Here is a 20276-nt window from a genome sequence, read left to right as displayed (position 1 = left end):
ACAGTCACCTGTCTTCTATACGGTCATCATTTGATATTCTCAAAAACATAAACTGCACCGGCTTTGGGCTTAGAATCGACACTCTCTATCGTTGCACCAACAGCCAAACTCGTCCCCGCCTTATTCAGGCTAACAGGTCCACCAAAACCATTTAAATTGTTTGAAGGGTTCAAAATCTCCATAGGTGTTTCCATATTCCACTTATTATTCAAACAGGTATACAGATATACCCTGTAAGACGCTCCTACTGCCAGACGATCTCCCGCATCATTCAGTTCGAGAGAGCTACCAAAATATACGCCACTTGCAGGGGCCGAAAACTTAATGGGATTTTCTCTATTCCAGATCCCATTTGTGCGCGTATACAGATAAACCTCCCCATCCGTGGATTTATAAAACTCTGTACCCACCACCAGACGATCTCCCTCTGCATTCAGACTAAAAGTCTGGCTAAAACTAGATGATCCACCTTCTGGGTGACTGAACTTAATGGGGTTTTCTCCATCCCAGATCCCATTTGTGCGTGTATACACAAAAATCGTGCTTATTGTGGGACCAGAAGAAGAATCGTGACAATGCACCGCCAGACAGTTTCCCGCGGCACTCAGGTGTGCAATCCAGCCAAACTCATAAAAATTCGGAGGGAGCGGAAGCCTAATGGGGTTTTCTGTATCCCAGATCCCATTCCGACGCATAAATATACGGAACGGAGAGTAGTGTCTGGCCCCACCCACCAGACAGTCTCCTGCGGCGCTCAAGCTGACATTCACACCAAAGTATTCACTTCCAGTCGGAAACACAACGGGATGTTTTGTATCCCAGACGCCATTCGTGCGCGTATACACGCAAACCTTCCCGCGGTTATAAGTGGGATACGGCAACATGTTTCCCAACGCCAGGGTATCGCCAGCCTCATCCAGACAGACATCCCATGAAGATCTATGATATTCATCTTCATAAGCTTCAAGCACAATCGGCTTGCTTATATTCCACTCACCACTCTTCCGGCGCGTATATACATAGACTTTATTAATCATCCCAACCGCTAAGCAGTCTCCCGCCGCGTTCAGGCTAACAGAGTGACCAAAGTTCTCATTCTCTTTAGGGAAGGGAGAAACAATTCGCGTTATCATAGTACGTTTCAAACCCAACACCTGCGTGATCTCCATCCGCTCTCGCCGCGATAAACTGAAAAAATCCGCAAATTGAACCTGCCGATCGGCATCCAATTTCAGGTATCCTCCCCCATCAAAAGAGAGTCCACCTTCTGGTTTCAGTGATAGAGCCAAAGCGCCTTGATTAGAGTGTAACCCGCCAGAATGATGAGTGTTGAGTGTCAGTTTTCCTTTGCCATCTCGTTTCAACCCTGTGGTTGGGCCATCACCCTGAGCGCTATCAATGATTTCATATGCCTTATATGCCTCATCAATCACATGAGAAAAGGCTTCAGGCATAAGCCGAACACCAGACTTAAAACCCGCTTTCAATGAGTCAACAGAACTAATTTCTTTATCAGTCATCATATTTCCTCAAAAGCCACATTAGACAGTCACCGTCACCTGTCTTCTGTTTTCTGTCTTCTGTATGGGCATCAATTGATATTTTCAAAGATATAAACCGCACCGGCTTTGGATTTAGAATCAACACTTTCTGACGTTGCCCCAACAACCAAACTCGTTCCCGCCTTATTCAGGCCAACAGGTCCACCAAAACCATTTAAATTGTCTGAATTGCCTGAAGGGTTCAAAATCTCCATAGGTGTTTCCATATTCCACTTATTATTCAGACAGGTATACACATACACCCGGGAAACCGCTCCCACTGCCAGACGATCTCCCGCGTCATTCAGTTCGAGAGAACCGCCAAAATATACGCTATTTGCCGGGGCCGAAAACTTAATGGGATTTTCTGTATCCCAGAGCCCATTTGTGCGCTTATACAAATAAACCTCCCCATCTGTGGATTTATAAAACTCTATCCCCACCGCTAAGCGATCTCCTTCTGCATTCAGGCTAAAAGCCCTACCCACGAATAGGTTATTTTCAGGGACCTTGAACTTAATGGGGTTTTCTCCATCCCAGATCCCATTTGTGCGTGTATACACATAAATCATGGGAGCGTAATCACGCACCGCCAGACAGTTTCCCGCAGCACTTAGGTGGGCAATCCAGCCAAACTCATAAGAATCCGAAGGGATCGGAATCGGAATGGGTTTTTTTGTATCCCAGATCCCATTCCGGCGCATAAATATACGGAACGGAGGGTAGGGTTTGCCCCCACCCACCAGACAGTCTCCCGCAGCGCTCAAGCTGACATTCACACCAAAGTATTCAGGTCCTATCGGAAACACAACGGGATGTTTTGTATCCCAAAAGCCCTTCGTACGCGTATACACACAAACCCGCCCTTGGTTATAAGTGGGATACGGCGACATGTTTCCCAACACCAGGGTATCGCCAGCCGCATCCAGACTGACATCCCATGAAGATTTATAATATTCATCTTCATAAGCCTCAAACACAATAGGTTTGCTTATATTCCACTCACCACTCTTCCGGCGCGTATACACACAGACTTGATTATTCATCCCAACTGCTAAACAGTCTCCCGCTGCGTTCAGGCTAACAGAAGCGCCAAAACGCTCATCTTCTTTAGGGAAGGTAGAAACAATGCGCGTTATCATGGTGCGTTTCAAACCCAACAACTGCGTGATCTCCATCCGTGCTCCCCGCGATAAACTGAAAAAATCCGCAAACTGAATCTGCCGAGCGGCATCCAATTTCAGATATCCTCCCCCAGCAAAAGAGAGTCCCCCCTCTGGTTTCAGTGATAAGGCCAAAGCGCCTTGATTAAAATTCAACCCGCCAGAATGCTGGGTGTTTAGGGTCAGTTTTCCTTTGCCATCTCGTTTCAGTCCTGTGGTTAGGTTATCACCCTGAGCGCCATCAATAATTTCATATGCCTTATATGCCTCATCAATCAAATGGGAAAAGGCTTCAGGCATGAGCCGTACACCAGACTTAAAACTCGCTTTCAATGAGTCAACGGTATTAATTTCTTTATCAGTCATCATATGTCCTCAAAAGCCGTATTAGGCCGTCACTGCCATCGGTTTCTGTTAATGTTTTATCCACTTCGTTAAAGTCGATGGAATTAAGTGACGGCACTGACTACGAAATATACCACAATTAATGCCTTCACACCTTTTAGCTCGATATCCTGAGGTTTGGCGCTACTTAACTTCACTGACTACCTCAGGTATGTTGCTATCTTCTAAAAACACATCCCAGATAACACTGATTTGATATTTAAGTTGAATATGTCATTAACTTTTCGTATAGCACAATCTGATATTATTAAGCATTATAGAAATGTAAGTTTTTGCCAGTTATTTAATAAAAAATTAATTGTTCCTATAAAATTTCACATGAAAATATATCGCTTAAATAACAATTCAAGAACTATAATTACCGCAACAACCATAAAGTTAATTAGATTAAAATCAATCCATTAAAAAATACACCAAAAAAAACAACAAAATAATCAATAACATAATAAAGCATATTTATTTAAAGATAATCTTTTTATTATCATTCAATAAATGTATTTCATTTTAATTTTCAAAGAAAACTTAGCACATATTCAAACAATATCAAAATCATAATTACCCATGTTAAATAATTCGCAATCGCAAATAAAACCAATATAAAGACAAGAATAATGGTTAATAAATAAATTTAAAACTCCTCATAAACACAATTACCACTAAATTAAAATAATATAAAATCACCCGAAATGATAACACCACATCCTTTTAAAATATGTCCCTGTTATGTTTATTAGTTTTTCTCAGATGTTATCATGTGTTTATTTTCCATGTTTGAGGTAAAAAAACAAAATAATTGTTAGATTGTTCTGTTCCGTCAATAACTTTACAAAAAAACTAAATAAGAGAACAATTGAATTAATTAATCATGATGCTAACACACTCTTTTAACGAAAAACGCCGTAAACCTTCATATAATGCGGACGGGAATATAAGGCGGAAAGTCCAAGGACTTTAAAAAGCAATCCGACATCTCCGAATTAATATCCAGTTTAGTGATTATAGTTATCATTTGACATTCTCAAAAACATAAACTGCACCGGCTTTGGATTTAGAATCAACATCTTCTGACGTTGCCCCAACAACCAAACTCGTCCCCGTCTTATTTAGGCCGACAGCCCCACCAAAACCACTTAAATTGTCTGAAGGATTCAAAATCTCCATAGGTGTTTCCATATTCCACTTATCATTTAGGCAGGTATACACATATACCCTAGAATACGCCCCCACTACCAAGCGATCTCCTGCATCATTCAGTTCGAGAGCGCGGCCAAAATACGTTACGTCACTTGCAGGAGCCGAAAACTTGATGGGATTTTCTTTATCCCAGATCCCATTCGTGCGCTTATACAAATAAACCTCCCCATCAGTGGAGTTATAAAACTCTATCCCCACCGCTAAGCGATCTCCTTCTGCATTCAGGCTAAAAGCCCTACCCATTGATAGGTTATTTTCAGGGACCTTGAACTTAATGGGGTTTTCTCCATCCCAGATCCCATTTGTGCGTGTATACACATAAATCATGGGAGCGTAATCACGCACCGCCAGACAGTTTCCCGCAGCATTTAGGTGGGCAATCCAGCCAAACTCATAAGAATCCGAAGGGATCGGAATCTGAATGGGGTTTTCTGTATCCCAGATCCCATTCCGGCGCATAAATATACGGAACGGAAGGTAGTGTTTGCCCCCACCCACCAGACAGTCTCCCGTGGCGCTCAAGCTGACATTCACACCAAAGTATTCAATTCCAATCGGAAACACTACGGGATTTTTTGTATCCCAGACGCCCTTCCTGCGCGTATACACACAAACCCGCCCTCGGTTATCAGCGAGATACGGCGACATGTTTCCCAACGCCAAGGTATCTCCCGTCGCATCCAGAGAGACATCCCATGAAGATCTATGATAGTCATCTTCAAAAGCCTCAAACACAATCGGCTTACTTATATTCCACTCACCACTCTTCCGGCGCATATACACATAGACTTGATTATTCGTCCCAACCGCTAAACAGTCTCCTGCTGCGTTCAGGCTAACAGAAGTGCCAAAGCGCTCATTCTCTTTGGGGAAGGGAGAAACAATTCGCGTTATCATGGTGCGCTTCAAACCCAACACCTGCGTGATCTCCATCCGCCCTCGCCGCGATAAACTGAAAAAATCCGCAAATTGAACCTGCCGATCGGCATCCAATTTCAGATATCCTCCCCCAGCAAAAGAGAGTCCCCCTTCTGGTTTCAGTGATAAGGCCAAAGCTCCCTGTTCAGGGTTTAACCCGCCAGAATGCTGAGTGTTGAGGGTCAGTTTTCCTTTGTCATCTCGTTTCAGCCCCGCGGTTGGGCCATCATCCTGAACGCCATCAATGATTTCATATGCTTTGTATGCTTCATCAATCAAATGAGAAAAGGCTTCCGGCATGAGCCGCATACCAGACTTAAAACTCGCTTTCAATGAGTCAACAGAACTAATTTCTTTATCAGTCATCATATTTCCTCAAAAGCCGTATTAGACAGTCACCGTCATCTGTCTTCTGTATGGGCATCATTTGACATTTTCAAAGATGTAGACTGCACCGGCTTCGGACTCAGAACCAAGCTTGACTGGACCTGCGCCAACAACCAAACTCGTCCCCGCCTTATTCAGGCCGACAGCCCCACCAAAACCACTTAAATTGTCTGAAGGATTCAAAATCTCCATAGGTGTTTCCATATTCCACTTATCATTTAGGCAGGTATACACATATACCCTGGAATACGCCCCCACTACCAAGCGATCTCCTGCATCATTCAGTTCGAGAGCGCGGCCAAAATACGTTACGTCACTTGCAGGAGCCGAAAACTTAATGGGATTTTCTCTATCCCAGATCCCATTCGTGCACGTATACAGATAAACCGTCCCATCAGAGAGTCCATAAAATTTCGTACCCACCGCCAAACGATCTCCCTCTGAATTCAGGCTAAAAACCCTGCTAAAATTAGATGATTCATGATCAGGGCGACGGAACTTAATGGGGTTTTCTGTATCCCAAATCCCATTTGTGCGTGTATACACATAAATCGCGGAAATGTAATCATCACACACCGCCAGACGGTTTCCCGCAGCACTCAGGTGGGCAATCGCGCCAAACTCATAAGCATCCGAAGGGGCCGGAAACAGAATGGTTTTTTTTGTATCCCAGATCCCATTCGTGCGTATAAACATACGGAACGGAGAGGAGTATTGGCCCCCAGCCACCAGACAGTCTCCTGCGGCGTTCAAGCTGACATTCTCACCAAATTTTACAGCAACCCGCGAAAACACAATGGGATGCTTTGTATCCCAAACGCCTTTCGTGCGTGTATATACATGAACCACTTCTTGCCATATCTCTCCCAACGCCAGACAATCTCCCGCCGCATCCAGACCAACACGCCATGAAGATAGAACATATCCAGGTTCAGTATCCTCAAACACAATCGGCTTGCTTATATTCCACTCACCACTCTTCCGGCGCGTATACACATAGACTTTACGATTCGACCCAACCGCTAAGCAGTCTCCCGCCGCGTTCAGGCTAACAGAGCTACCAAAGTACTCATCCTCTATGGGGGAAGGAGAAACAATGCGCGTTATCAGAGTACGTTTCAAACCCAACAACTGCGTGATCTCCATCCGTGCTCCCCGCGATAAACTGAAAAAATCCGCAAACTGAATCTGCCGAGCGGCATCCAATTTCAGATATCCTCCCCCAGCAAAAGAGAGTCCCCCCTCTGGTTTCAGTGATAAGGCCAAAGCGCCTTGATTAGAATTCAACCCGCCAGAATGCTGGGTGTTGAGGGTCAGTTTTCCTTTGCCATCTCGTTTCAGTCCTGTGGTTAGGTTATCACCCTGAGCGCCATCAATAATTTCATATGCCTTATATGCCTCATCAATCAAATGGGAAAAGGCTTCAGGCATAAGCCGCACACCAGATTTAAAATTCGCTTTCATTGAGTCAACGATATTGATTTCTTTATCAGTCATCATATTTTCCTCAAAAGCCGTATTAGACAGTCACTGTCTTCTGTATGGACATCATTTGACATTCTCAAAGATATAAACTGCACTGGCTTCAGACGCAGAGCCAACCTTCATTGAAATTACACCAACCGCCAAACTCGTCCCCGCCTTATTCAGGCCGACAACCCCGCCAAAACTATCTAAATTGTCTGAATTACCTGAAGGGTCCAAAATCTCGATAGGTGTTTCTATATTCCACTGATCATTTAGACAGGTATAAACATACACCCTGGAAGCCGCCCCCACTGCCAGACGATATCCCGCATCATTCAGTTCGATAGCGCGTCCAAAATACGTTACATCACTTGCAGGAGCCGAAAACTTAATGGGATTTTCTGTATCCCAGATCCCATTTGTGCGCGTATACAGATAAACCTTCCCATCAGTAGGGTTATAATAATCCGTATCTCCCCCCACAGCCAGACGATCTCCTTCTGCATTCAGGCTAAAAACCCTGGTAAAACCACGTAATTCACCTTCAGGGACCCTGAACCTAATAGGGTTTTCTCCATCCCAGATCCCATTCGTACGTGTATACACATAAATCGTGCTTGAATAACCATACACCGCCAGACAATTTCCCGAGGCACTCAGGCGGGCCATCCCGCCAAAATCATAAGAACCCGTAGGAATCGGAAGCTGAATGGGGTTTTCTGTATCCCAGATCCCATTCCTGCGCATAAATATAAGGAACTGAGAGTAGTATGTTCCCCCAGCCACCAGACAGTCTCCTGCGGCGCTCAAGCTGACATTCATACCAAAGTATTGGGCAACCCGCGGAAACACAATGGGATTTTTTGTATCCCAGACGCCATTCGTGCGCGTATATACACGAACCACAGAGGGCGAACTGTTTCCCAAAGCCAAACAATCTCCCTCCGCATCCAGACTGACATCCCATGAAGAGAGATAATATTCTGTCGCATAAGCCTCAAGTACAATAGGCTTGCTTGTATTCCACTCACCACTCTTTCGACGCGTATACACACAGACTTTATTGTTCATCCCAACCGCTAAACAGTCTCCTGCTGCGTTCAGGCTAACAGAAGTGCCAAAGCGCTCATTCTCTTTGGGGAAGGGAGAAACAATTCGCGTTATCATGGTGCGCTTCAAACCCAACACCTGCGTGATCTCCATCCGCCCTCGCCGCGATAAACTGAAAAAATCCGCAAATTGAACCTGCCGATCGGCATCCAATTTCAGATATCCTCCGCCATCAAAAAAGAGTCCCCCTTCTGGTTTCAGTGATAAGGCCAAAGCACCCTGATTAGAGTTTAACCCGCCAGAATGCTGAGTGTTGAGGGTCAGTTTTCCTTTGTCATCTCGTTTCAGCCCCGCGGTTGGGCCATCACCCTGAGCGCCATCAATGATTTCATATGTTTTATATGCTTCATCAATCAAATGGGAAAAGGCTTCCGGCATGAGCCGCACACCAGATTTAAAACTCGCTTTCAATGAGTCCACAGTACTAATTTCTTTATCAGTTATCATAATTTCCTCGAAAGCTGTATTAAACAGTCGCTGCCATCCGTTCTCTGTTCTCTGCTTTCTGTCCTCCGTCTTCTATTTGACATTCTCAAAGACATAGACTGCACCGGCTTCAGATACAGAACCAACCTTGGCTGAAACTGCACTAACAGCCAAACTTGTCTCCCACCTATTCAAACTGACAGCCTTACCGAAACCATTTAAATTGTCTGAATTACCTGAAGGGTCCAAAATCTCGATAGGTGTTTCCATATTCCACTGATTATTTAGACAGGTATACACATACACCCGGGAAGCCGCCCCCACGACCAGACGGTTTCCCACATCATTCAGTTTGATAGCGCTGCCAAAATACGTTACGTCACTTGCAGGAGCCGAAAACTTAATGGGACTTTTTGTATCCCAGATCCCATTCGTGCGCGTATACAGATAAACCTTCCCCTTAGTGGGGATATCATAATCTACCCCCACCGCCAGACGATCTCCCTCTGCATTTAGGCTAAAAATCCAATTAAGATTGAGTGAACGATTTTTAGAGGCAATGAGCTTAACGGGTTTTTTTGTATCCCAAACTCCATTCGTGCGGGTATACACATAAACTGTATTGACTTGAGGATAATAAGAATAATCGGCGCTATACACCGCCAGGCAGTTTCCCGAGGCACTCAGACAAACCCTGGTAAACAAGTCAGACGAGATAACCAACTTAATGAAGTTTTCTCTATCCCAGATCCCATTCGTGCGTGTGTATATATAGGCAAAAGAAGAGTCGCCCCCCACCGCCAGGCAATCTCCTGTGGCGCTCAAGCTGACATTCACACCCCCAGAGTCTCTATATTGCTCTTCCATCAGAAACACAATGGGACTTTTGGTATCCCAGACGCCATTCGTGCGCGTATACACACAAACCTTCGCTTTTCGAGCGTCAATTAAATATCCCACCGCCAGGCAATCTCCCGCCGCATTCAAACTGACATCCCATGAAAAACTACGATATTGAGCTTCATCATCCTCAAACACAGTGGGCGCACTTATATTCCACCCACCCTTCCGGCCCGTATATACACAGACTTTATTATCCATCCCAACCGCTAAGCAGTCTCCCGCCACGTTCAGGCTAATAGAAGTGCCAAAGCGTTCATTCTCTTTAGGGGAAGGAGAAACCATACGCGCCATCATGACACGTTTAAAACCCAACAACTGCGTGATCTCCATCCGCTCCCGCCGCGATAAACTGAAAAAATCGGCAAACTGAACCTGCCGATCGGCATCCAATTTCAGACGCCTTCCTCCATCAAAAGAGAATCCACCTTCTGGCTTCAGTGATAGAGCCAAAGCCCCCTGTTCAAGGTTTAACCCGCCAGAAAGGTGAGTGTTGAGAGCCAGTTTTCCTTTATCATCTCGTTTCAACCCTGCGGCTGGGCTATCCCCCTTACTGCCATCAATGATTTCGTATGCCTTATACGCCTCATCAATCAAATGGAAAAATGCTTCCGGCGCGGGCGGAACACCGGACTTAAAACTCGCTTTCAATGAGTCAACGGTACTAATTTCTTTATCAGTCATCATATTTCCTCAAAAGCCGTATTAAACAGTCGCCGTCATCTGTTCTCTGTTTTCTGTCCTCTGTCTTCCTTCTATTTGACATTCTCAAAGACATAGACTGCACCAGCTTCAGACACAGAACCAACCTCGGCTGAAACTGCACCAACCGCCAAACTCGTCTCCCACCGATTCAAACTGACAGCCTTACCGAAACCATTTAAATTGTCCGAATTGCCTGAGGGGTTCAAAATCTCGATAGGTGTTTCCATATTCCACTGATTATTTAGACAGGTATACACATACACCCTGGAAGCCGCTCCCACGACCAGACGGTTTCCTACATCATTCAGTTTTATAGCACTGCCAAAATACGTTACGTCACTTGCAGGAGCCGAAAACTTAATGGGACTCTCTGTATCCCAGATCCCATTCGTGCGCGTATACAGATAAACCTTCCCCTTAGTGGGGATATCATAATCTACCCCCACCGCCAGACGATCTCCCTCTGCATTTAGGCTAAAAATCCGATTAAAACTGGATGAACGATCTTTAGCAGCCATGAACTTAATGGGGTTTTCTTTATCCCAAATCCCATTCATGCGTGTATACACATAAACCACGTTTATTGGATCATGAGAATAATCAACACGATATCCCGCCAGACAATTTCCCGAGGCACTCAGACAAACCTTGATAAACGAGCTCATCAACTTAAAGGGGTTTTCTGTATCCCAAATCCCATTCGTGCGTGTATATATGTAGGACCAAGAGTCGCCCGCCACCGCCAGACAGTCTCCTGTGGCGCTCAAGCTGACATTGTGACCACCAGAGTATCCACGTTGATCTTCCAGCGGAAACACAATGGGATTTTTGATATTCCAGACGCCATTCGTGCGCGTATACACACAAGCCTTCACTTTTTTATCATTAAGAAAGTATTCCACCAAGTATCCCACCGCCAGGCAATCTCCTACCGCATTCAAACTGACGTACCAGGAACTACGAGATTTATCTTGATCATCCTCAAACACAGCGGGAGCGTTTATATTCCACTCACCCTTCCGGCCCGTATACACACAGACTTTATTATCCATCCCAACCGCTAAGCAGTTTCCCGCCGCGTTCAGGCTAATAGAAGTGCCAAAATGTTCATTCGCTTTAGGGGAAGGAGAAACCATACGCGCCATCATGGTACGTTTAAAACCCAACAACTGCGTGATCTCCATCCGTTCCCACCGCGATAAACTGAAGAAATCCGCAAACTGAACCTGCCGATCGGCATCCAATTTCAGACGCCTTCCTCCATCAAAAGAGAATCCACCTTCTGGCTTCAGTGATAGAGCCAAAGCCCCCTGTTCAAGGTTTAACCCACCAGAAAGGTGAGTGTTGAGAGCCAGTTTTCCTTTATCATCTCGTTTCAGCCCTGCGGCTGGGCCATCCCCCTTACCGCCATCAATGATTTCATATGCCTTATATGCCTCATCAATCAAATGGAAAAAGGCTTCAGGCGCGGGCGGAACACCGGACTTAAAACTCGCTTTCAATGAATCAACAGAACTAATTTCTTTATCAGTCATAATATGTCCTCAAAAGCCGTATTAGACAGTCACCGTCATCTGTCATCTGTCATCTGTTTTCTACCTCCTGTGCCCGCATTCAATAACAACTTGGCAATTTGTTTCTGCGTCTCCTCAGGAAGCAATTTAAAAGCTTGGGCCGAAACCGCTACAGTCCCATCCACCGACAGCACTCCGGATTTATCTAACATCAATCCCCCGTCGAGCTGTAGCTTTAACGCAAGCCCTTTCGGTTCCAACGAGATGCCATCACCAACCTTAACCGCCAAACGGTTGTCGATAACCTGCAACCCAACTCCCGGATGATAAGTTTGATCACTATCCCGCCAACCAAAAAGCTGTCGCCACAACATGGCCCAATCAATCAGTGAATAAAATGCCGCCTCAGTCGGGATCTTGCCAGGGGCGAAGTGAGCACTAAGCTGGCTAACCGTTTCATCTGTTATCTCTTTTGCCATCGTTTTTTCCTCATTCAGCTAGTCGTAAAGGTAAACTTTCCCTTCTCCACTCTTCCAGCCACTGGCGCCAATCGCTAACGTATTGCCGTCACCGCTAAGACAAATGCCGGCGCCAAATTTATGGTTTAATTCCCCATCCACTGCCAGTAATCTGCCCTGCATAATCCATTGTTCATCCTGATAGCTAAACCACCATCCTGCACCGGTTTGCACACCTGTGTTATCTTTACCAACAGGTGTTGACACCACCAGTATCTGACCGTCGCCACTTAAAGAGAGTTCACTGCCAAACCTTTCCCCGGCAGTCACCGCTTCTCTCAGTATCCCCATAGCTTGCCATGCATTACGGTAACGCTGGTACAAATAGACCGCACCAACATCGCTCTTCTCTCCCGGACACCCCACCGCTAAAATATCGCCGCTATCGTTCAGGCTGAGACTGGCGCCAAAGCCGTCACTGCTGATGGTTAAAGGCGAAGTCAGCGAATTGAGCGGCGGTCGCGGCTGCCAATATTCCCCGTGACGATGAAATAGCGTCACTTCACCGTTATTACCATTACGCCCTGTTGCCGCCACTGCTAAGGTTGAACCATCGGCACTCAAGCTCAGTTTGACGCCAAACATATCGCCCTGTGCCGGAGAAGCTAAGGTCAGACGCTCACCAAGCTGTGACCATTTCTTCCCGTCATACTGATAAAGATACACTGCGCCACAATTAGTCAGTGAACCCGATCCCCAGCCATAAGCACCTACTGCTAATAGGGTGCCATCTGCGCTCAGGCTCACAGAACAACCGAAATGCTGCTGAACGTTCGCCTCACTAAGCCAAAGTTTGGCCGATTTCTCCCACGCGCCATTTGACAATTTGCGATAAATAAACACTGAACCATGCCCGCCATCACTGTTGCGGTTATCAATGCCCACCGCGAGAACATTACCGTCTCTGCTCAGGCTGAGCGCTCTGCCGCCATAACCACTAACGTAATCAGCGAATTGCTGCCGCCAACCGTTATCGGTATAAGAAAATAGATATACGGGTTCCTTTCCTTCTGCCCCACTAAGCGCGATAGTTTTCCCATCGCCGCTGACACTGACAACAGAACCAAGGTTTTTATTGTCACCGTTGGCCGGCAAGTCAAATGCGGGCAACTGCACTGTACTCGCTGCCATCTCCCCAGCATGGATCAGCCAACGGTAAAGTTCTCTTTGTTGTTCTTCCGTAAAACTCTCAAACAATTCCAGCGACAATTTAAAGTCGGGACGTAACCCCAATTCGCCATTAATAAACTGTAAGCCGCTGTTCTTATCAATATTGACAGCAATTTCACGGTCTTCTCCGATATGCACCCCATCACCGGGATTCACTAAGAGTAAATTCACTTCATCCAGATCCCGGTTCAATCCTGCCCCTGGATTATTATCGATCTGACCTGGGTCCAGCCCAGCTAAACGCCGACCTTCCGCCGCTATTTGCACCAATTGAACATAATTTTCACTTTTCGGCAGGGAATACAATTTAAACCAGGATTTAACTTCCTCTTTATCCAACAAATTATTCTCGCTGGATGTAAATATCTTGTTGTGAGCCATTAATACCTCCAATGCAGAATGACAAATAAATTAACGTTGTTACACGCCGTTCTATTCTTTTATTTTCGAGATAAACAATATTCTGGCTTTATCCCCCTCTTAATGTTTCTCTTCATTCTAATTGGCCGCTTTATCGGTAAATTTTGCCGAATCGTCTGGCGTGGCGATATATTTCCCCCTAACCGGGCATTCCTTCTCTGGGTACAAACAGCACCTCTGCGGCTTTTAGCTGTTCGTAGTCTTTCTTACTCCAGAAGAGTTCTTTATCGGCAAACTTCGCCAAATCGTCGGGCGTGGCAACATGTTTAATCCCCACACCACGTATTTTCTCTGCTGGTATAAACAACACCCTCACAGCTTCCATCTGTTTGTAGGTTTTCTCATTCCAGTAACCTTCTTCATCGACAAATTTCGCCAAATTATCGGGTGTAGCGACATGTTTAACGCCCAGACCAGGTGGAGTTTCTCCGGCGGGTGTAAACAACACTTCCGCAGTTCTCATCTGTTCATAGGTTTTTTCATTCCAGAAGAGTGATTGATCGGCAAACTTAGCCAAATCACTGGGTGTAGCAACATGTATCACGACAATATCTTCTTGATATAGCGGCGGTTCGGTGGACATAATGTTCCCCCTATTAATAATGTCAGACCTTGGTTATGTGTTATATACCCGTCATCTTTCAAGCTGCCTCTTTGTTGGCTGCACTCGCTCACCCCGGTCACATAGTTTGCTATGCTCCCGGGGATTCACTCCCTTGCCGTCGCGATGCAACTTGAAATCCATAGGGTATAACTGAAACTGCCCTCGGCAGATTCGCTTCCGATAACACTTATTTAATATTTAACATGACTACGTTATTCGTTTTTCGTGTGAAACAATCAGCTATATTTAAGCATTATAGAAAAGTGAATTTTTGCCAGTCATTTAATAAATTTTTAATTACTTTTTTTTAAAAATCTCACATAAAAAAAATACCGTTTAAACAATATTCCACTGGTATCGCAACAACCATTAATTTAATTATATTTAAACTAATCAACCAAGGATTTTATTAGAGCAAATATAATAATCAATGATGTTTATAAATGTTACATATTTATACCAAGACATCTCACTGCTACATAATAAAAACATTTAGCGAATCAGACTAAATACAACAATTAAAACTAATTTTTCCAACATGATTAATAATCCATTTAAATGAAGATGTTTATTAGTTAATTGTAAGGAATTAGAAATATAGAGATTTAAAATTAACAAAATATAAAAATAGAGCTCATCCTCCAGATTTATATATTTGATAATAGGACTGGTAATATGAAGTCTGAGAGTTACCTGACGTTTTGTTTAGGATTTCAAATCTATACCAAAACCGGTAACTCTCAATTTTTCAAGGTGTTGTATCAGCTCAAGTTGTGCTTAATACACATTAATTTAATCGATTATTTTCCAAATATCTTGGTTTTAGCTGGTATTCCATCTGAGAATTTTGTACCACTCCAGTCTATCTGATTAGGCGGTATGCCGAACTTTTTCCATGTCAAATTAACCGGTACTCCAAGTATACATGCAGCAATAAATCGATGCTGACCATCCATGATATGGGTAAGCCCCGTCCGGCTATTGTGCCAGACAACAATTGATATTGGATTTCCCTTTGTTTTGAAGTTTGCTATTTTTTCGTCAACAACTTTTTGAAAAACTTCTGCCTGAGCGGGTAGTGGTACGGAATTCCCAATATCTCTTCGTCCTACAGGGCTGCCTTTTAATATTGATGTGTCATATGTCCCCTCATTTCCTTTTAGTTGAGGTCCGTTTGCTGTTTTTCTTAATGTTACGGGATTTAACATATTTTTATACATATTTAACTCTCATCCTTTTGAATTGTTTAGGGCATCCGATATTACTGAATTTTCCTTTTTCGTCACCCAATTTTGTGTATTATTTTTTATCTTTCCTTTATCATTCTTTTATTCAACATTCGACTATTTAGCCCGTTATTTATTATTCTCACTCCGTATGATTTGATCTGTTTTTGAGCTATTTAGAAAATTTTTTAATATCAGCCAGGATATAAAATCATCATTTATTAATTTGAAGTAAAAGGCATATTGGAAATAAATAAAATATAGATTATATCCATTATTTATATCAACATAGCGTAAAACCAGCGCAATTAATGCACTGGTTTAGCGATAAAGTATTTTAAATAAAATCATCAATAATAGTGAATAAAATTACTGAGCTATTCCTGTTATACGATTTTTACTGACTCTAATTTTTAAAATCTTACTTTGAGCAAAGGCGTCATAAGCAATATTATCATGTCTTACACTGGTTTTATCAATCCCTACACATCCCGAATCATCCGAGTTTAAGCTCACAAACCAATACCAATTATAGCCCCAGTTATCTACAGAAAAAGCATAAACTAATTTTCCTGTATAATCACCGTCAGCAGGCAGGTATTTTAAACAAGTAAAATCGCCTGGAACAGCTTCCTGCTCTATTTTATCAGCCGATGCTTTTTCAGCTGCTACTCCTGTTCCAGCAATTAAAGATAAAAACAATCCTGCAAGAACACTCACTTTTTTATTTATCATAACAACCCCTTATTCATATTAATTAACTTTGCCAAACTTCTGCTAGATATTACCTATGCAATATCCGTTCAGCCATATTAAAATAAGGAAAATACTGATAACTTAACTCAATCAGAAGGAGACCATAAAAATCAATTAATAATGATTAGAAAAGTGATAATTATCACAATGAGATTTTAGTTAATTATTTTATTAAGCCTATTTATCCACTTCTAATTTTGCCTCTGTCATAATTAAGCTAATATTAAACCAGGGGAACCCGGCATTGATATTATTCATTTTGATGATTAAAAATGACTATTAATATTGGAAGATGATTATAAGTGGGCCATTTTTTAAATGACCCACAATTAATTCTATTGATACAACTACCCGTTACCACCAATGGTCGCTGTCATACGAATTTGACGGTTATCACTGATTTCAAGATTAGATAAAACCACTAATTGAGGCAAAGTTCTACGCAAGAAACGCGACAACAGCGGGCGTAATGCATGATTAACCAACAGTACCGGAGGTGCGCCCAGCATTTCCTGACGTTGTAGTGCTTCCGTCGCCTGTCGTTGTAAGTTATCCGCCAATCCCGGTTCCAGACCTCCGCCATTTTGTAACGCCTGAATTAACAAACGTTCAAGGCCAGCATCCAATCCGATTACCTGAATTTCCTGCGCACCGGGGAACCACTGCTGAGCTATTGCTCGGCCAAGCGCGATTCTAACCAAAGATGTCAATTCATAGGGATCAGTTTGCCCTGGCGCATGTTCAGCCAAAGTTTCAATAATCGTCCGCATATCCCGGATGGGTACTTGTTCGGACAACAGATTTTGCAGCACCTTATGCAAGGTTGTCAGATTAACAACATCAGGAATAAAGTCTTCCGTCAGTTTCGGCATCTCCTGACTGACTCGCTCAAACAGTTGTTGCGCTTCCTGACGACCAAATAACTCATTCGCATATTGCGTCAACAGGTGATTCATATGGGTCGCAACAACCGTACTGGCGGCAACCACAGTATATCCCTGAACCTGAGCTTGTTCTCTGAGGCTGTCATCAATCCAAACCGCAGACAGACCAAAAGCGGGATCTTTTGTGATATCACCTTGCAATTCCCCTACGGCGCCACCGGGATTAATCGCCAGCCAACGTCCCGGATGCGCTTCACCGCGACCAATTTCTACCCCTTTCATCAGAATACGGTAGCCCGCCGGAGCCAGTTCAAGGTTGTCTCGGATATGAACAACCGGCGGTAAGTATCCCATCTCTTGGGCAAATTTCTTACGAATGCCGCTGATTCGCCCCAATAACTCACCATTCTGCCGAAAATCAACCATCGGGATCAGGCGATATCCCACTTCCATACCCAAAGGATCTTCAAGCTGAACGTCAGACCATGAAGCCTCCGATGCCTGTTGTTGCTCTTCTATTTTTGGTTTTTCTGTATTTACCACCGGCGCATCAGCGCGACGATATAGATACCAGCCAAGACCGGCCAATGCCGCGGTAAATAACAGGAAAACAAAGTTTGGCATTCCCGGTACCATACCCAATAATCCGAGAACCCCCGCACTCAACATCATTACTCTGGGATTGTTGAACAGTTGAGTCACCATCTGCTGACCAACATCCTGATCCGTTGCTACACGGGTAACAATCACACCGGCCGCAGTCGAAATAATCAGCGCAGGCAACTGTGCAACCAGACCATCACCAATGGTTAACAGGGTATAAGTCTCTCCCGCGTCCCCCAGACTCATGCCATGTTGAGCCACACCCACAATTAAGCCGCCGACGACGTTGATAACCAAAATCATCAATCCGGCAATCGCGTCGCCGCGCACAAACTTACTGGCGCCATCCATCGAACCATAAAAATCCGATTCCTGGGTCACTTCCGCCCGGCGTTTCTTCGCTTCGTCTTCACCAATTAATCCGGCATTCAAATCGGCATCAATTGCCATCTGTTTACCTGGCATGCCATCCAACACAAAACGGGCGCCCACTTCGGCAATTCGCCCTGCACCTTTAGTAATGACCATAAAGTTAATCAATACCAAAATGATAAATACCACAATCCCGATAGCGAAATTGCCACCAACCAGAAAGTGACCAAATGCTTCTACAACACGCCCAGCCGCCGCAGAGCCAGTATGCCCTTCCAATAGAATGATACGGGTTGAAGCTACGTTAAGAGATAAGCGTAATAACGTGGAGAACAGCAAAATGGTCGGAAATGCGGCAAAATCCAGCGTACGCCGGGTAAACATCGCCACCAGCAACACCATGATTGATAGTGCTATGTTAAATGTAAACAGCAAATCAAGCATGAATGGCGGCAATGGCAATACCATCATCGACAAAATCAAGAGGATCAATACCGGCCCGGCAAGCATTTGCCATTGCGAGCCTTTCATATTGCCCGGTAAACGAAGTATAGAGGCCAGATTAGCCATGACGATTATTTTCTCCAGCAAAATCCAGTGCTGGCGGCACTGGCAGATTTTCAGGTTTCTTCGGCTTCAAGCCGCCTTCCCGTTTCCAACGTTTCAGTTGATAGACCCAAGCAATGACTTCCGCGACGGCTGCATAAAGTGTCGCGGGAATATGCCCGCCGACTTCACTGTGACGATAAAGTGCTCTGGCAAGCGGCGGCGCCTCAAGTAATGGAATGCGGTTCTCTGTACCTATTTCCTTAATACGTAAAGCAATTAGCCCCGCCCCTTTCGCCAATACTTTTGGCGCACTCATCGCTTTTTCGTCATATTTCAACGCAACAGCATAGTGAGTTGGGTTGGTGATAATCACATCCGCTTTCGGTACATCCGCCATCATACGCTGACGGGCAGCCGCCCGTTGTTGCTGACGGATACGCGCTTTAACATGTGGGTCCCCCTCTTGTTCTTTAAATTCATCCTTTATTTCCTGCCGGGTCATTCTCAGTTTTTTCAAATGGCTGTATATCTGGTAAACAACATCAAAAGCCACCATCGGTATCAACATGAAAACAACCACATAACCGGCGAAGATCAGCATTTGCATAGCATCATCCAGCGCCAACAGTGGCGGTTGAGCTATCAGCCGTAACATGTCGGGCCAATTCATCCAAAGAAACAGAGCGGCGCCAATGCCGACAAATCCCGCTTTAAGTAGTGCTTTGAATAATTCCGCTAACGCATTCATTGAGAAAATACGTTTCAGGCCAGAAATGGGATTTAATTTTTTCGCATCAAATTTGATGGATTTGGTACTGAACACTAATCCACCCAATAGCGCTGGCGCACTTAATGCAACTAACACTAATCCAGCAAAAACCGGCAACAAAGCCAAAACAGCCTGTTGCAGCAACCTGCCAATCTGTTGAACCATCTGTTTATCATTGCTGACCATACTGTGATCAAAGTTAAACCCTTCAAACACCATCAACGACAATTCATGCGTCATGGACTGACCACTCATCCAGAGCAAACTTAGGCCACTGGTCAACATCAAGATAGAACTCAGCTCTCTGGAGCGGGCTATCTGCCCCTCTTTTCGAGCTTTTTCCCGCTTATGGGGCGTGGGTTCTTCTGTTTTCTCAAGATCGCTATCTTCGGCCACGGCTTTCCTTGTCAGATTCCTAAACGCTATCGCTCAGAAAATATGGAATCAAATAGCGGTTAGCATGACAAAAGAGAAAAAATCCGATGGCTGGAACAATGAGAAATTTGACCGGGTATTTGCGGGATAGAGCTAGCCGCAAAAAATTCGATTTTATTTTCATTAATTTCTGAACTTTTCTATATCTCTTTAACTCAAATATATTGCATTACTGATCAATTATTACCTTTTAAGTTGTAACGATACGGTAATTATTTTAGTTAAACAAAAGATTAATGT

General features: G+C 44.2%; 14 protein-coding genes. All 14 read right to left on the bottom strand.

Annotated features, from left to right (window positions below):
- Window positions 1-26 precede the first annotated feature (26 nt).
- Window positions 27-1523 carry a hypothetical protein gene (locus tag EAE93_RS01800; protein ID WP_214038949.1) on the bottom strand — a complete coding sequence of 499 codons (1497 nt, stop codon included), beginning with the start codon at window positions 1521-1523 and terminating at the stop codon, window positions 27-29.
- A 68-nt stretch (window positions 1524-1591) separates the two neighbouring features.
- Window positions 1592-3073, bottom strand: coding sequence for a hypothetical protein (locus EAE93_RS01795; protein WP_214038948.1), 1482 nt, complete (start codon window positions 3071-3073; stop codon window positions 1592-1594).
- A 1041-nt stretch (window positions 3074-4114) separates the two neighbouring features.
- Window positions 4115-5590 carry a hypothetical protein gene (locus tag EAE93_RS01790; protein ID WP_214038947.1) on the bottom strand — a complete coding sequence of 492 codons (1476 nt, stop codon included), beginning with the start codon at window positions 5588-5590 and terminating at the stop codon, window positions 4115-4117.
- Window positions 5591-5644: 54 nt separating this feature from the next.
- A complete protein-coding gene (locus EAE93_RS01785) occupies window positions 5645-7108 on the bottom strand; it encodes a hypothetical protein (RefSeq protein WP_110087455.1) in 1464 nt (487 codons plus the stop codon).
- Between the two features lie 48 nt (window positions 7109-7156).
- Window positions 7157-8632, bottom strand: a complete 1476-nt coding sequence (locus EAE93_RS01780; protein WP_040152413.1) for a WD40 repeat domain-containing protein — start codon at window positions 8630-8632, stop codon at window positions 7157-7159.
- A gap of 72 nt (window positions 8633-8704) precedes the next feature.
- Entirely contained in the window at window positions 8705-10198 is a 1494-nt protein-coding gene (locus EAE93_RS01775; RefSeq protein WP_214038946.1) for a hypothetical protein, read from the bottom strand.
- A 68-nt stretch (window positions 10199-10266) separates the two neighbouring features.
- Window positions 10267-11754 carry a hypothetical protein gene (locus EAE93_RS01770; RefSeq protein WP_214039015.1) on the bottom strand — a complete coding sequence of 496 codons (1488 nt, stop codon included), beginning with the start codon at window positions 11752-11754 and terminating at the stop codon, window positions 10267-10269.
- Window positions 11755-11786: 32 nt separating this feature from the next.
- Complete coding sequence (locus EAE93_RS01765; protein WP_214038945.1) at window positions 11787-12209, bottom strand: hypothetical protein; 423 nt, start codon at window positions 12207-12209, stop codon at window positions 11787-11789.
- An 18-nt stretch (window positions 12210-12227) separates the two neighbouring features.
- Complete coding sequence (locus EAE93_RS01760) at window positions 12228-13799, bottom strand: WD40 repeat domain-containing protein (protein WP_214038944.1); 1572 nt, start codon at window positions 13797-13799, stop codon at window positions 12228-12230.
- A 178-nt stretch (window positions 13800-13977) separates the two neighbouring features.
- Complete coding sequence (locus EAE93_RS01755) at window positions 13978-14421, bottom strand: hypothetical protein (protein WP_214038943.1); 444 nt, start codon at window positions 14419-14421, stop codon at window positions 13978-13980.
- 821 nt (window positions 14422-15242) lie between these two features.
- Window positions 15243-15662 carry a hypothetical protein gene (locus tag EAE93_RS01750; protein ID WP_040152401.1) on the bottom strand — a complete coding sequence of 140 codons (420 nt, stop codon included), beginning with the start codon at window positions 15660-15662 and terminating at the stop codon, window positions 15243-15245.
- A 375-nt stretch (window positions 15663-16037) separates the two neighbouring features.
- Window positions 16038-16403: a hypothetical protein gene (locus EAE93_RS01745; RefSeq protein ID WP_040152400.1), complete on the bottom strand. Its 366-nt coding sequence runs from the start codon at window positions 16401-16403 to the stop codon at window positions 16038-16040.
- A 368-nt stretch (window positions 16404-16771) separates the two neighbouring features.
- Complete coding sequence (gene flhA / locus EAE93_RS01740) at window positions 16772-18853, bottom strand: flagellar biosynthesis protein FlhA (RefSeq protein ID WP_214038942.1); 2082 nt, start codon at window positions 18851-18853, stop codon at window positions 16772-16774.
- A complete protein-coding gene (gene flhB / locus EAE93_RS01735) occupies window positions 18846-19997 on the bottom strand; it encodes a flagellar biosynthesis protein FlhB (protein WP_036807372.1) in 1152 nt (383 codons plus the stop codon). Before flhB ends, flhA begins: the two co-directional genes overlap by 8 nt.
- Between the last annotated feature and the right edge of the window lie 279 nt (window positions 19998-20276).

Origin of the sequence: Photorhabdus akhurstii (assembly GCF_018448925.1) — a bacterium.
Lineage (GTDB): Bacteria > Pseudomonadota > Gammaproteobacteria > Enterobacterales > Enterobacteriaceae > Photorhabdus > Photorhabdus akhurstii.
The sequence above is the reverse complement of the archived record's forward strand: the minus strand, read 5'-3'. Positions and strand labels throughout refer to the sequence as shown.